This is a genomic window from Pontivivens nitratireducens, from assembly GCF_014235845.1.
In the GTDB taxonomy this organism is placed as follows: Bacteria; Pseudomonadota; Alphaproteobacteria; order Rhodobacterales; family Rhodobacteraceae; genus Pontivivens; species Pontivivens nitratireducens.
In genome coordinates this window covers 99488-112667 of sequence record NZ_JACJUQ010000001.1, presented here as the reverse complement: position 1 = coordinate 112667, position 13180 = coordinate 99488, and the positions used below count along the sequence as shown (strand labels likewise).

Genomic DNA, 13180 nt, shown 5'->3' with positions numbered 1-13180 from the left:
CGGCATCACGCCGGGGCCGTTCCATAGGATGCCTGTTTGAGGAGGGAAAGACGATGCAGACAACGCTGAGGATCCGCACACGCGGTGCCGGTCTGACCGAGTTCACGCCTGATGTGCAGGCACTGGTCGAAAGGCACGGACGCAAGGCATCGCTGGTGTCCCTGTTCGTGCAGCACACCTCCTGCTCCCTTCTGATACAGGAAAATGCCGACCCCGACGTGTGCCGCGACCTGCAAGCCTTTTTCGACAGGATGGTGCCGGACGCGAACGATCCCGCGATGCGCTATCTGACCCATCGTGCCGAGGGGCCGGACGACATGCCAGCCCATATCAAGGCGGCGGTGCTGCCCGTCAGCCTGAACGTTCCCATCGTAGGTGGCGCATTGGCGCTGGGCACATGGCAGGGGCTATACCTGTTCGAGCATCGTTCGGCCCCGCACGAACGCAAAGTCGTGGTGACGCTGATCTAGACGATTGCATATTGCGAATTCATGTACACTTCGCAGGCGCCTGTAAAACACAGGAAGAACAGTAATTTACCGCATCCCATTAATGCAGATTACAATGGGCGGACAAGGTGTGCGATCCAGTATTGCTTGCATGAAACGACGTTCAGAACGCATTATGCCCGCGAAATATACCGCACCTGACCGAGGGGACAGAAAAATGCTCAAGACATTATTGGCCACCGCCGCCATGACTTTCATCGCCGGGGCAGCTTATGCTTGTCCGAACATTGGATTTTCCGGGCCGACGATCAATGCTTCGGCGACACAGCTATACTCGGCACAGAACTATAATGTTACGGCTGGCGGCAGTTCCGATGTCTCGCGCTGCGGTATCCGCACATATAACGGCGTCTCCCCCACGGGATGGGTCGCACAGTCGCCCGACTTCGAACTGAACTATTACAAGGATGCGAATTACAGCCTCGAATTGCGTGTGGTCAGCAATTGCGACAGCGTTTTGCTGATCAACGATGGCGATGGCGACTGGTTCTTCGACGATGACAGCAACGGCAGCAGCGCGAACGACGCCTTGCTGCACATCAACAACCCGGCCAGCGGCACCTACGATATCTGGATCGGCACCTACGGGCCGCAGACCTGCGCGGCGCAACTTCAGATCGAAACGTTCTGAGGCGCCCTAAGCACCGCGAAATCGGATGCCGGACCACGGGTTCGGCATCCGGTATTTGAGGGGCATCCGCGCGTGAACCCTTGCCACCCCTAGGCATGGCAGGCAAAGTAGCACGAACCACCACCGATGGCTCGCAGTGCCAAATCTGCACTGCTGGACGGAGTTCGCCACATGCGCTGCCCTTTTTGCGGAAATACCGAAACTCAGGTAAAGGATTCCCGTCCGGCGGAGGATCACGTCGCAATCCGCAGGCGACGCTACTGCCCTGCCTGCGCCGGGCGCTTCACCACTTATGAACGCGTGCAGCTGCGCGATCTGGTGGTCGTGAAGAAAAACGGTCGGCGTGAGGGGTTCGATCGGGACAAGCTGGAACGCTCGATCCGCATCGCCCTGCAAAAACGCCCGATCGAGGGGGAGCGGGTCGATCAGATGATCAGCGGCATCGTGCGGCGGCTTGAAAGCATGGGGGACAGCGATATCGCCTCGGACACGATCGGAGAGATCGTCATGGAAACGCTCGCCCGGATCGATACCGTTGCCTATGTCCGCTTCGCCAGCGTCTACAAGAATTTCCAGGAAGCCGACGATTTCGAGGATTTCGTGCAGGAATTACGTCCACCAGCCCCCGAACCCGATACGGATGCTTGAGGGGGATCGCCGCCATCTGATCCACGCGATAAGCTTGGGACAGCGCGGACTGGGTCGGACCTGGCCGAACCCGGCTGTGGGATGCGTGATTGTCGCCGGGGACCGCATCATCGGGCGCGGCTGGACCCAGCCGGGCGGCAGGCCACATGCGGAAACGATCGCACTGGCGCAGGCCGGCCCTGCGGCACGCGGCGCCACTGCCTATGTCAGCCTGGAGCCTTGCGCCCATCATGGCCGCACCCCGCCCTGCTGCGATGCCCTGATCGCGTCCGGTGTGGCCCGTGTGGTCGTGCCGATGCAGGACCCCGACCCACGCGTCGCGGGTGAGGGACTGCGCAGGCTGCGCGCCGCCGGGGTCGAGGTCGTCATCGCCCACGATATGGCCGACACCGCGCGTGAGGCGAATGCAGGCTTCCTGATGCGACAGGCCACGGGCAGACCGCTCGTCACGTTGAAAATGGCCGCCTCGTTGGATGGCCGGATCGCCACCGCGCGCGGGGAAAGCCGGTGGATCACCGGGCCGGAGGCCCGCACAGCGGTGCACCTGATGCGCGCGCAGAGCGATGCCCTGCTGATCGGTGCCGGTACCGCGCGGGCGGATGATCCGATGCTGGATGTGCGGATCCCGGGTCTGGGCGATGCCGGCCCCTTGCGCGTCATTGCGGATGGCAGTCTGTCCCTGCCCCTGACGGGACGGCTGGCCCGCAGTATACCGTCGCAGCCGGTCTGGCTGATGCACCGGCGCAATGCCGACCGGACGCGGCGCAAGGCGTGGGAGGGGTTGGGTGCCCTGACCTTCGCCTGTCCCACGGACGATACCGGCGCCCTGATCCCGGCAGGCCTGTTGGACCTGCTGGGAGAAAACGGCGTCACGCGCGTGTTGTGTGAGGGAGGTGGAAGGCTGGCCGCCTCGCTGCTGCGCGCCGGGTTGGTGGACCGGCTCGTCTATTTTCATGCCGGACTGGTGATGGGCGCTGAGGCACTCGCCTCGATCGCGGCATTGCCGGATGAGCCGCTGCCCGACATGGCGCGCTGGACGCTGGTGCGCAGCACGCCCATCGGGCCTGACGTCATGTCCGAGTGGCGTATCTGACCAGCCGCGACAGCATTCGCCCCGGTCCGGCGAGCGGCACAGAAGGCTCCATCCCTCCTGCCTCCAACCAGCTCACGACCTGTTCCGGGCCGCAACGGCGAAGCGTTTGCGGGTCGATATAGATCGGATAATCTATCAGCGCGGCATGGGTCAGCATATCGAGATCGGGGCGGGCCCTTCGCCGCGAAACCGAGATGTCGGCGCGATCGTCCGTCAGCCCCCATCCGGCATAGAACGGCAGGCCGAGGCACGTGACCGGAACCCCCCGCAACAACGCTTCGAACCCGGCGAGGGAGGTGTTCGTCCACAGCCCCTCCACTTGGTCGAGCAGGGCCGGCAGGGGCACCTGACCGACGACCATGTCGGCACCCTCTGCTGGCGCGCCGCTGCGCAGACCCGCGACAATATCCGGATGGGGCTTGTACAACAGCACCGCGTCCGGCTCCGCCTCACGTGCCATCGCGATCACATCGGCATCGGTCACGTTCGGGCCGCCGCAGCGGACGGAGGCATCGCCGGACACCTGTCCCGCGATCAGGATACGGCGGCCCTGCGGCAATGCAGGAAACGGCCCGGACAGATTGTATTTTCCGATGCCCCCGGCCACCAGCCGTTGACGCAATCTGGCAGCACGGCGCAGCGCCGCCGCTGGCAGGTCGGTGCTGGCAGCGATATACGCCTCCAGATCCGAGGGGCGCGTCGGGTCGAAATGGATGCCGCGCCGATCATGGATCAGAGAGACCGGCGGCACCAGCGCCGCGCCCAGACCGCGGGAGCGGATGAAGCCGTCCTCGATCCTGGCATCCGCCGTTGGATCTGGCCCCCAGCCCACTGTGACGGGCGCACCTGTGCGTCCCAGCATGCGTGCCACACGGGCGCGCTTCCAGGCCGAGACGTTGCGCAATCTGCTGCGCCCCGTCGTGCGCCGATGCGCCTCCACCACAGCGGCCAAATCCTCCACCGCGCGCAACAGGCCACGGTCCCGGCCACTCACGGGATCGGGCCAGATGCTGGCATCGCGCATCAGACCGGCAAACAACTGCGCCATGTCCAGTTGGGCAGTTCGTCCGGCGGGGGGATGCAAATCTTCGCTCAACCCCCATCCGGCATAGATCGGGCGTCCGTGCACCACTGGGCGATGACCGGCGAGGATCGCCTCCAGCCCCAATTGCGAGGAATGCACGTGCACTTCACTCACTCTCGACCAGATGTCCCAGGGGTTCACGGCAAGGGGCAGCGCGGGCGCGGGCGTCAGCAATCCCCGCCCCGATGGATGGGGTCGGACCAGAACGGGCGTTTCGGGATTGCGCTGGCGCGCGACCGCCAGCATCTGCGCGAAATCCGCCCGCCCGGCCCCCGACAGCGCCGCATCGCCAGCAACCTGATCGACGACCAGAACGAAGCGGTCGGGCAAGACGGCCCCATGTGCCAAATCAGAACAGGGCAGATCAGGCCAGTGATTGTATTTCGACAGACGATGGTGCCGCAGCAGGTCGAGCGCATCTGCCGTATCCCCATCCGGCACGGGGCCCGCGTTCAGGATCGCCGCGACCCGGCTGTCACTGGTCACGTCATAATGCACGCCACCGGGATCGAGGATCAGGCCAGCAGCGGGACCATGCCCGGGATGGATCGAGCGCAGGAAGCTGTCCTCGATCGTCAGCAGGGGAAGGCCGCGACGCTGCGCCATCGCGATACCGCGCGCGGCCACGCCCCCGCGCCCCCAGACACCGATCGCCTCGCAGTCCTGCCAGCCGGGGACCACCTGCCAGCCCTGCCCGCGCAGCGCATCGCGCAGCCAGCGTTGCCGCCAGAATCCCAGCGAAAGCACGCCGAGGCGGCGCAGGTCGTCCACGCCCGCGCCGCGCACGCGTCAGCCGCCCAGACCGCCGGTCAGCAGTTGGGCGGTCGAATTCACGCTGGTGATCGGCGGTGTGATGGAGCCGATGATCTTGAGGAACTGCACGTAAGGTGCCTCGGACACGAAGATGATATCCTCATCGCGGACCGAGAAGTTCGAGGCGACGAAGAACGCGGCGGGTTTGGTCAGGTCCATCACGTAGCCCGTGCGCACCGGACCGTCGGTGGCCTGGCCGGTGATGCGCTGATAGACCTCCGGACGTTCCTCACGCAGAACAAAGACCCCCCGTGGATCGGCGGTGGAACTGTTGAGGCCGCCGATCGTGGCCAGGGCCTCCATCAGGGAGATGTCGCGCCCGGTAAATTCCACCTGTGCCTGCGCACCCAGTTCACCCAGGGCGATGAAGCTGCGCGGATCACGCTCGATATTGATGACGTCGCCCCCGCGCAGCGCGATATCCAGTGTGGGGTCGTTGAAGATGTCCGAAACCCACACCCGCTCGACCAGATTACCTCGCCGGATGGACAATTGCGAAATGGTCGGATTGACACCCGCGGATGGCGCGTTCGCGATCAGGCCGGTCAGGGTGCGCGTGCCGGGACCGATGGGAACCTCGCCCAGCGCGCCCTCGCTTCCGAAGATGCGAACGGTGTTGGTCCCCGAGGATTCCAGACGCAGTTCCACCTGCGGTTCCGGCGTCATCGGGGCGATGCGCGCGGTCAATTCGCGGCGCAGCCCCTCGATCGTCTTGCCCGCCGCACGAACGGTTCCGACCTGCGGCATGAAGAACGTGCCATCCAGCCCGACCCGCATGTCCACCAGACCCGAGGCCCCGCCACCGGCCCCGCCATAGAGCGGAAATTCCCCGCTTTCCCAGACGGTGATGTTCAGCACGTCCAGAGGGCGGATCAGCTCGATATTCTCGACCGATGCATTCTGGAACGCGGGGGAGAAGCTGCGAGACTCGTCCAGCCTTGTCAGGCGGGCGATTTCTTCAGTGATCGGCACGATTTCGACCGCAGGGCTTCCATCGGTGGGCTGAGCGGTGATTTCGTCGATCGTGGGGCCGGATCGGGGCAGGCTGTCGCAGGCGGAAAGAAAGATCAGGACGCCCAGCGCCAGAAGACCACGCGATGTGGAAAATACCATGCGAAAATCCTCTGCCCGTCCGGTGTCATGCCGGCTGATGCCGGTCTGCCTGCACCCTACCGTGTGCGCATCGCCCGGTCCAAACGCTTTATGCCCGTTCGCCCCGACGCAGTGGGAGAATGATCGCCTCTGTGGCCGCAAGGTCGCGGTCCAGAACCGCATAGGGCCCTTCCTCCGCCAGGATCCGGTCCACCAGAGCGCGCAGCAAGGTGGCGCGGCCCGACCGTGTATAGAACCCGCCCTTGATCTGCGACGTGGCCAGCAGCATCCGACGAAAGGTCAGATAGGCGTCGTGATCGGGCGGCATCGGGTCCGCGAAGAAGTCGCGCAAGGATTGCTGCGAGACCAGCCCCCGCTTCGCGAAGATGGCCTGCCCCGAGGCGTGAACCGGCAGATTGCGCCACAGCGCCTGTTGCGCGGCGGTCGAATTGACCGTGACCACGCTGTCCGCCGTGTCGAGAAGGGAGGCCAGACGCTCCCCCTCCAGCAGATGCACCCTGCCTGTCAGGCCCGAATTGACCGCTACCCGGCGTGCGACCTTGTGCAACCCCTCACGCCCATCCTCGAAGGGATGCAGTTTGAACACCAGATGGTGGTGGGAGGGAGCCCCCTGCGCGAAGGCGGCGGCAACGTCCTGCATATAGCTCGTCATGTCCGAATAGGGGCTGTGCGCCTGTACCGAAGCGTCATGGCCCAGTTGCAGCAATGCGACGTGATAGGGCGCGCCGCTGTTGTGCAGACGCCGTTCCGCCCAGCGACGGCGTTGCGCGCGGGCCGGCAGGTCGATCAGCGCGCGCAGGGCGTGGCGGCCCTCCTGCCGCAGGGGGATATCACGCGCCGCAGGTGTGGCAGGCCAGTCCCGCGCCCCGCGCGCCACGGCCTGATGATAACGCAGACCATGAAACAGGTGTCGCCCCATCGCGCCCCACTGGTCCGGCGCGGGGCGATCGCGATCGGGGATGGCGTCTGCCAGGGCCTGAACATGCTCGATCGTCATGTTCATCAGGCACGACCCCCCGTTCACACCCTCACGCTCATACGTGATCCAGTGCGGCCGCAGATAGCCTTCCTCCAGAAAATGCAGACGTGTACCTACCTGTTTCGCGGTCGTGACGGCGGCGCGGTGCATCCAGCGGTGATCGCCGTACAGGATCAGGTCCGTTATGCCGCGCTCCGCGATCCGCGTCTTCAGCCAGTCGGGAAATTCATTCGGCGGATCGCGATAGCGCAGCAGGCCCGGCCTGCGCCCCCATTCGAAGCAATCACCGGCATTGAAGGCGACGCGGCAGACCTCATGCCCGGCGATCCGCAACTTGTCGGCCAAATTGGCGTAGAATGGTCCGTGCGGCCCCTGAAGAAGCAGAAAATGTCGCATATTCTGGCCGTCATCCCCCTGCCGAGACACGCATGATTGCGGTGCTGCACGCGTCGGTCATCGTGCCAATCATCTTGCCAATCGGGCGTGCCGGGCATAGCTGTCGATCCCGAAGACGGCAGATAGTGAGGCACGGTGCAATGTTTACCGGTATCGTTACGGATATAGGACGGGTCGCCTCTGCGCAAATGCGGGGTGATCTGCATGTGCGCATCGCGACCAGCTATGACGTTCAGGGAATAGATTTGGGCGCGTCCATCGCCTGTGACGGCTGTTGCCTGACAGTGGTGGACCGTGGGGCGGCCGCCGGCCAGAACTGGTTCGACGTGACCATCAGCGCCGAAAGCATCGACAAGACCACGGCCGGCACCTGGGCTGAGGGCAAGCGGCTGAACCTGGAACGCGCCTTGAAGGTCGGTGACGAGCTGGGCGGGCACATCGTTTCAGGCCATGTCGATGGCTTGGCCGAGGTGATCCGCATCGAGGATGAGGGGGAGAGCACCCGCGTCACCCTGCGCGCGCCCGTGCACCTGGCGAAGTTCATCGCGCCCAAGGGCTCCGTCGCGCTGAACGGCACCTCGCTGACCGTGAACGATGTCGATGGCTGCGATTTCGGAATCAACTTCATTCCCCACACAAAGCAACAAACCACCTGGGGTGACGTCACGACCGGCGATATGATCAATCTGGAGATCGACACGCTGGCGCGCTATGTCGCCCGCCTGAACGACATTCAGGCCAGAAACTGAAGGACGGCACATGACCGACTACGCCGACGTCATCTCCCCCGTGGAGGATATCATCGCCGACGCCAAGGCGGGGCGGATGTTTATCCTCGTCGATCATGAGGATCGTGAGAACGAGGGGGATCTGGTGATCCCCGCCGTTCATGCCGATGCCGCCGCGATCAACTTCATGGCGACGCACGGACGCGGGCTGATCTGTCTGACCCTGTCGGGGGAACGGCTGGACGCACTGGGCCTGCCGATGATGGCGCAGAGCAATTCTTCGCGGCACGAAACCGCATTCACCGTCTCGATCGAGGCGCGTGAGGGGGTGACGACCGGCATCTCCGCCGCCGACCGGGCGCAGACCGTCAAGGTCGCCATCGACCCCGAGAGCGGCCCACAGGACATCGCCACGCCCGGCCACGTCTTTCCCCTGCGCGCCCGCGCGGGCGGCGTTCTGATCCGCGCCGGTCATACCGAGGCCGCGACCGATATTTCCCGACTTGCCGGGCTCGACCCATCTGGCGTGATCTGCGAGATCATGAAGGATGATGGCGAAATGGCCCGGTTGCCCGATCTGATCGGCTTCGCCCAGACGCACGGGCTGAAAATCGGCACCATCAGCGACCTGATCGCCTATCGCCGGCGACATGACAATCTGGTGCGGCAGATCGCGACCCGCGATGTCACATCGGAATACGGCGGCGACTGGACCCTGCGCGTCTTCTCGGACGTGACCGGCGGGGCGGAGCATATCGCGCTGACCAAGGGCGATGTCACCTCCGGCCCGGTCAAGGTGCGGATGCATTCCGCAAACCCGCTGGAGGATATGCTGGCGCTGGTTCCGGGCCGCGCGCACCAGTTGGAACAGGCGATGAAGATCATCGGGGAGGAAGGCCGCGGCGTGATCGTCCTGCTGCGCGACATGTCCGCCAAGATGGCGATGGGTGACGAAGTCTCGCACCAGACGCTGCGCAATTACGGGACCGGGGCGCAGATCCTCAATGCGCTGGGGGTGCATGAGCTGGTTCTGCTCACGAACTCCGCCACGCCCAAGGTTGTCGGGCTTGAGGGATACGGGCTGAGCATCGCCGGAACGCAACCGATCCCGGACAAGGGTCAGGAGGTCTGACATGGCGAGCCACGAGGAACATTTCAGCATGGCCGCCCCGCGCCTGACCCCTGCCCCGCATCTGTTGCTGGTCACGGCCCCCTTCTATCGCGGCATTGCCGACTGGATGATCGAAGGCGCGAAAACCGCGATCGCGAATGCCGGTGCGACCTGCGACGCGATCGAGGTTCCCGGCGCGCTGGAAATTCCGACCGCGATCCGCCTCGTCAGCCGCTCGCATCGCTATGACGGCTTCGTCGCGCTGGGATGCGTGATCCGGGGCGCGACCACCCATTACGAGACGGTGTGCAACGACAGCTCCCGCGCGATCACCCTGCTGGGCCTGGACGGGATTTGCATCGGCAACGGCATCCTGACTGTGGAAAACATGGATCAAGCGGTCGAACGTGCGGACCCTGCGCAGATGAACAAGGGCGCGGGCGCAGCCATTGCCGCCCTTCACCTGATTGCCATCGACCGTGAATACCATGCGCCCGCCCCTGTCGGTGACCCGCGCGACGATATACTCATGGCGGGAATGCCCGCACCGAAGGACACTGCCTGACATGCCCAGACCCGTTCCCAAACCCAGCCGCGAGGAAAAGCGGCAGATGCGCTCCACCTCGCGCCTGTTCGCCGTGCAGGCGCTGTTCCAGATGGAGCAGTCCGGCCAGCCCATGCCCGAGGTGCGCGAGCAGTTCGAAACCCACCGATTTGGGGCGGAACTGGATGGTGAGACCTATAGCGAGGGTGATGTCGATCTGTTTCGCAAGACGCTGTCCGACGCGCTGGATCGTCAGGGCGATATCGACAAGGCGACGGATCGCGCGTTGGTCCAACGCTGGCCACTGGGCCGTATCGACCCCACCCTGCGCGCCCTGTTCCGGGCCGCCGGGGCGGAGATCCTCGCCTCCTCCACCCCGCCGCGTGTGGTCATCACTGAATATGTCGATGTGGCCAAGGCGTTCTTTTCCGATGGAAAGGAACCCAAATTCGTCAACGCCGTGCTGGATCACATGGCACGCGAGATGAAGCCGGAGGCGTTCGAATGAACGTGATGCTGGCGTATCGCAGAGCATTCTCGCTGTTGCGTGAAAACTTCCTGCTGTTCTTTACGCTGGCATTTGCCGGGATCGTAGCCGTGACGGTGATCGAGGCGGTGTTGTTCGGGATTGAATACACCGTCTATGGCGCGACGATACAGGGCGACGGCGATGAAGCGGTCATCAACCTGACCTCGGGCATGGTGCTGTGGGGTCTGTTCAGCCAGATCATCCTCAGCGCGTTGTCTGCGGTGCTGCATCTGGCCGCGTGGGACGTGATGCGCGGTGCGCCGCCACACCCCATGGCCTATATCAACCGCGCCGCCCAGATGATCCTGCCGCTGTTCCTGTTGTCCATTGTCGTCGGCGTGGTGGTCGGGCTCGGCCTTATGCTGCTGATTTTTCCGGGCATCTATGCCTTTGGTATCTTCGCTGTACTGGTCCCTGTCATCGTGATCGAGGGGCGCGGATTCGAGGCTCTGATGCGATGCATCGAGATGAGCCGCGGGCGTCGCTGGCGGATCGCGTTCAGCTTCACCGGCACGATCGCGCTGCTGTTCGCGGCGATGATGGTATCGGGTGCCGTTATCGGCGTGGTCGGAAGCAGCATCGGTGCATTGCTGGCGATCAACACAGTCGTATCCTCACTGGTGCTGGCCTTCTTTGCCATCTTCACCACGGAGATCTACGGACAACTGGTCGCTGACGAAGCCTAAAGCCGCCGCGTGCTGTCGCAGATATTGCGCAGGTCCGACCATTGCTCCGGGGTTAACACGGGGCGGATCGGGCCTGTATTCCCATGATCGCGCGCCTGTTGCGCGCGCAAGTCCAGATCGGGATGGGTGGCAAAATGCTCCATGATGGCGGGCGGCTCACCTGCTTGCTGGCCGATCTTCTCGAAAAACCCGGCAAAGGCTGAAACATCGACATTCGCCCCGTCCAGCAGATCGAAGGCAAAGCCATCAGCCGCCGTCTCCGCCCCGCGCGTATAGGATGCGTTGAGAAGTTGTTCCGCGGCGATCACGGCGGCGGCCCCGCCTGTCGCATCCCCCACGATCAGGCCCAGCAATCCCGCAGATCCCGCCGCCCGCAGGCTGAGCCGCAGGCCGTCGCGATGTGCGACGTGCCCGATCTCATGCGCCAGAACGCCGGCGACTTCCTCCGCCGTGTCGGATTGCTGGATCAGGTCGTTGAAGAAGATGATGCGTCCGCCGGGCAGCGTAATCGCGTTGACCATGTTCGCGTCCCAAACCTCCACTCGCAGGGGATAGGGCAGGTCCAGATTGCGGCTGATCCGCGCGACCATGCGGTCCAGCGCCTTCTGCCCCGCAGGATCGACGCAGGCCCGCGCCCGATCGTCCAGCAGCATGGGGGAGATATCGCCAAGCCGGGCGCGAACCTGATCGCCCATCGCGATTTCAACCTGAGGATCGATCAGTACGGTCAACCTCTCCGCCAGACGCGGCACCAGACCGAAGATCATCAGCGCCAGCGCCCCCACCGCGGCACCCGCCCACAGCGCCACACGCCCTGCGCCGCGCCGCCGGGCCGGGCCGCGCGTCAAACCGCGCACCTGACGGCGCAGGTCACGCAACAGGGCCGCGTCGCTGCATTCGACACGGGCCGCTTCCTTCATCCGGGCCAGCGTAAACATGCCGTCCTTGACCCCGCCGGGCAGCGCACGCAAATCCGCGAACGGCCATGCGACGATCACACGCCCCGTATCGGAATCGCTGATCGCCAGCGTGGAGGTGCCCAGCGTCAGATCCACCGGCCGACCGCGCGCCGCGTGTCCGTCGAAATACCGCCCCTTGGCCATCATCAGAATGCGCCCCCTACATCCAGCGCGTCAGCGAAGCCCTCGGCCTCCACGAAATCGTCCTGCTCGCGCTGACGCACGGTGTCGATTTCGTCCGCGTTGTGGATCGTCAGGGTCGTGACATAGTGCGCCAGCAACGGCTGCGTGATGAAGACCGCATTCAACGCCGACCACATGAGGAACAGGGCCAGATAGCCCAGCATCACCACCCAGAACGTCACGAAGGGCAGCAAATCGGCCAGACCGTCAAGATCTCTCGGCATCTTCAACACCTCGCCCGTCACGACGGCGGCACCGCTCATCAAGGTCGTCGTCACAAGGAATACGATGACCCCGATCAGCAGATATCCCAGCAGATAGATCGCGATCACACTGCCGGTGCGCGCGCGGGACATGAACGACATGCCCGCAGCGCTTTTCGTATCGGTCAGGATCCTGAAGGACGAAACGGTGTAGTGGATCCACGCAATCGGCGCGGCGAGCAGGGCCAGCAAGCTCAACCCGGCCAGAAACCCATTGTCCAGAGCCACGAAAACCGCTGCGGCGACAAACGGAAGGATCAGGGTCGCAATCACCGCCGACCAGGGCCGCATCAGCATCTGCCAGCGTCCGCCCTGCAACAGTCGCACATCGCCGTAGCAGGTGCGGTTGGCCTTGTACCTCTCCAGATACCAATGCATCCGTGGATACAGCACGCCCAGCGTCATCGCCGTCAGCAACAGATGCCCCAGCGCCCGCCAGACATAACCCAGCGCATCCCGATCCATCGCGAAGCGGATACCGCGAAGTTGCGTACGCGACAGCACATATCGACGAGAGCGGTATTGCGCGTAGTAGATCAACGGCACCACCGGCAGGGAGGTGAACAGCCCGACCAGTTCGGACCCCCCTGACAGTTGCAGACCCAGAAAGAAGAAACCGATCTGGAACAGCCCCAGATAGACCGCCAGAAAGACCACCGCGATCAGAAAGCCCAGCAGCTTTTCCAACCCCGTACCGGTATATTCCAGCGGGCTGCCGCCGACCCGGATTCCGTTCCAGAAATGCTGGCGCATCTTCGTGCGCTGCCAGAACCGATAGATCCCCAGCGTCAGAAGGCTGTAGATCGTCGTGCGCACCATCAGCCAGAACAGCGCAGCGCCGCTGCCGTGATAGCTCGGCGCTGAATCGGTTGGGGCGCGGGCGGCTGCAATCGTCATGTGGCCTCGTTTCG

General features: G+C 64.2%; 14 protein-coding genes. 9 read left to right on the top strand and 5 right to left on the bottom strand.

What is annotated here, in order from left to right; all coding sequences use genetic code 11:
* Window positions 1-53 precede the first annotated feature (53 nt).
* The 4 genes from H1S03_RS00595 (at window position 54) to ribD (ending at window position 2881) form a co-directional block, all read left to right on the top strand.
* The gene (locus H1S03_RS00595; RefSeq protein ID WP_185802699.1) at window positions 54-470 is read left to right on the top strand and encodes a secondary thiamine-phosphate synthase enzyme YjbQ; all 417 of its coding nucleotides are present in this window, start codon (window positions 54-56) and stop codon (window positions 468-470) included.
* A gap of 196 nt (window positions 471-666) precedes the next feature.
* Window positions 667-1140 (top strand): hypothetical protein, encoded by a 474-nt coding sequence (locus tag H1S03_RS00590; protein ID WP_185802698.1) that lies wholly within the window; start codon window positions 667-669, stop codon window positions 1138-1140.
* A 171-nt stretch (window positions 1141-1311) separates the two neighbouring features.
* The gene (gene nrdR, locus H1S03_RS00585; RefSeq protein ID WP_166192914.1) at window positions 1312-1788 is read left to right on the top strand and encodes a transcriptional regulator NrdR; all 477 of its coding nucleotides are present in this window, start codon (window positions 1312-1314) and stop codon (window positions 1786-1788) included.
* On the top strand, window positions 1781-2881 hold the full coding sequence (gene ribD / locus H1S03_RS00580) for a bifunctional diaminohydroxyphosphoribosylaminopyrimidine deaminase/5-amino-6-(5-phosphoribosylamino)uracil reductase RibD (protein WP_185802697.1): 1101 nt from the start codon (window positions 1781-1783) through the stop codon (window positions 2879-2881). The genes nrdR and ribD overlap by 8 nt, the downstream gene beginning before the upstream one ends.
* On the opposite strand, the gene H1S03_RS00575 is transcribed toward ribD, so the two are convergent.
* The 3 genes from H1S03_RS00575 to H1S03_RS00565 all read right to left on the bottom strand — a co-directional run bounded on the left by H1S03_RS00575 (window position 2859) and on the right by H1S03_RS00565 (window position 7266).
* The gene (locus H1S03_RS00575; RefSeq protein ID WP_221892548.1) at window positions 2859-4751 is read right to left on the bottom strand and encodes a capsule polysaccharide biogenesis protein; all 1893 of its coding nucleotides are present in this window, start codon (window positions 4749-4751) and stop codon (window positions 2859-2861) included. The genes ribD and H1S03_RS00575 overlap by 23 nt on opposite strands.
* 3 nt (window positions 4752-4754) lie before the next feature.
* Window positions 4755-5891 (bottom strand): polysaccharide biosynthesis/export family protein, encoded by a 1137-nt coding sequence (locus H1S03_RS00570; RefSeq protein ID WP_185802695.1) that lies wholly within the window; start codon window positions 5889-5891, stop codon window positions 4755-4757.
* Between the two features lie 88 nt (window positions 5892-5979).
* Entirely contained in the window at window positions 5980-7266 is a 1287-nt protein-coding gene (locus H1S03_RS00565) for a capsule polysaccharide biogenesis protein (protein ID WP_185802694.1), read from the bottom strand.
* Window positions 7267-7406: 140 nt separating this feature from the next.
* Here H1S03_RS00565 and H1S03_RS00560 point away from each other — a divergent pair, with 140 nt between their 5' ends.
* Genes H1S03_RS00560 through H1S03_RS00540 form a run of 5 tightly spaced genes read left to right on the top strand, consistent with a single transcriptional unit; the run spans window position 7407 to window position 10864 of the window.
* Window positions 7407-8015 (top strand): riboflavin synthase, encoded by a 609-nt coding sequence (locus H1S03_RS00560; protein WP_185802693.1) that lies wholly within the window; start codon window positions 7407-7409, stop codon window positions 8013-8015.
* A gap of 10 nt (window positions 8016-8025) precedes the next feature.
* On the top strand, window positions 8026-9126 hold the full coding sequence (ribB, locus tag H1S03_RS00555; protein WP_166192932.1) for a 3,4-dihydroxy-2-butanone-4-phosphate synthase: 1101 nt from the start codon (window positions 8026-8028) through the stop codon (window positions 9124-9126).
* 1 nt (window position 9127) lies between these two features.
* Window positions 9128-9670, top strand: coding sequence for a 6,7-dimethyl-8-ribityllumazine synthase (locus H1S03_RS00550; RefSeq protein WP_185802692.1), 543 nt, complete (start codon window positions 9128-9130; stop codon window positions 9668-9670).
* Between the two features lies 1 nt (window position 9671).
* Window positions 9672-10157, top strand: coding sequence for a transcription antitermination factor NusB (nusB, locus tag H1S03_RS00545; RefSeq protein WP_166192938.1), 486 nt, complete (start codon window positions 9672-9674; stop codon window positions 10155-10157).
* The gene (locus H1S03_RS00540) at window positions 10154-10864 is read left to right on the top strand and encodes a hypothetical protein (protein ID WP_185802691.1); all 711 of its coding nucleotides are present in this window, start codon (window positions 10154-10156) and stop codon (window positions 10862-10864) included. The genes nusB and H1S03_RS00540 overlap by 4 nt, the downstream gene beginning before the upstream one ends.
* Here H1S03_RS00540 and H1S03_RS00535 read toward each other — a convergent pair.
* Both H1S03_RS00535 and H1S03_RS00530 read right to left on the bottom strand, forming a co-directional pair.
* Entirely contained in the window at window positions 10861-11970 is a 1110-nt protein-coding gene (locus H1S03_RS00535) for a M48 family metallopeptidase (RefSeq protein ID WP_185802690.1), read from the bottom strand. The genes H1S03_RS00540 and H1S03_RS00535 overlap by 4 nt on opposite strands.
* A complete protein-coding gene (locus tag H1S03_RS00530) occupies window positions 11970-13166 on the bottom strand; it encodes a DUF898 family protein (RefSeq protein ID WP_185802689.1) in 1197 nt (398 codons plus the stop codon). The genes H1S03_RS00535 and H1S03_RS00530 overlap by 1 nt, the downstream gene beginning before the upstream one ends.
* Window positions 13167-13180: the final 14 nt, after the last annotated feature.

Excerpts from the sequence above, each read along its gene's own strand:
- H1S03_RS00595 (WP_185802699.1), top strand. The coding sequence starts at position 54 with ATGCAGACAACGCTGAGGATCCGCACACGCGGTGCCGGTCTGACCGAG.
- H1S03_RS00590 (WP_185802698.1), top strand. The coding sequence starts at position 667 with ATGCTCAAGACATTATTGGCCACCGCCGCCATGACTTTCATCGCCGGG.
- nrdR (WP_166192914.1), top strand. The coding sequence starts at position 1,312 with ATGCGCTGCCCTTTTTGCGGAAATACCGAAACTCAGGTAAAGGATTCC.
- ribD (WP_185802697.1), top strand. The coding sequence starts at position 1,781 with ATGCTTGAGGGGGATCGCCGCCATCTGATCCACGCGATAAGCTTGGGA.
- H1S03_RS00570 (WP_185802695.1), bottom strand. The coding sequence starts at position 5,891 with ATGGTATTTTCCACATCGCGTGGTCTTCTGGCGCTGGGCGTCCTGATC.
- H1S03_RS00565 (WP_185802694.1), bottom strand. The coding sequence starts at position 7,266 with ATGCGACATTTTCTGCTTCTTCAGGGGCCGCACGGACCATTCTACGCC.
- H1S03_RS00560 (WP_185802693.1), top strand. The coding sequence starts at position 7,407 with ATGTTTACCGGTATCGTTACGGATATAGGACGGGTCGCCTCTGCGCAA.
- ribB (WP_166192932.1), top strand. The coding sequence starts at position 8,026 with ATGACCGACTACGCCGACGTCATCTCCCCCGTGGAGGATATCATCGCC.
- H1S03_RS00550 (WP_185802692.1), top strand. The coding sequence starts at position 9,128 with ATGGCGAGCCACGAGGAACATTTCAGCATGGCCGCCCCGCGCCTGACC.
- nusB (WP_166192938.1), top strand. The coding sequence starts at position 9,672 with ATGCCCAGACCCGTTCCCAAACCCAGCCGCGAGGAAAAGCGGCAGATG.
- H1S03_RS00540 (WP_185802691.1), top strand. The coding sequence starts at position 10,154 with ATGAACGTGATGCTGGCGTATCGCAGAGCATTCTCGCTGTTGCGTGAA.
- H1S03_RS00535 (WP_185802690.1), bottom strand. The coding sequence starts at position 11,970 with ATGATGGCCAAGGGGCGGTATTTCGACGGACACGCGGCGCGCGGTCGG.
- H1S03_RS00530 (WP_185802689.1), bottom strand. The coding sequence starts at position 13,166 with ATGACGATTGCAGCCGCCCGCGCCCCAACCGATTCAGCGCCGAGCTAT.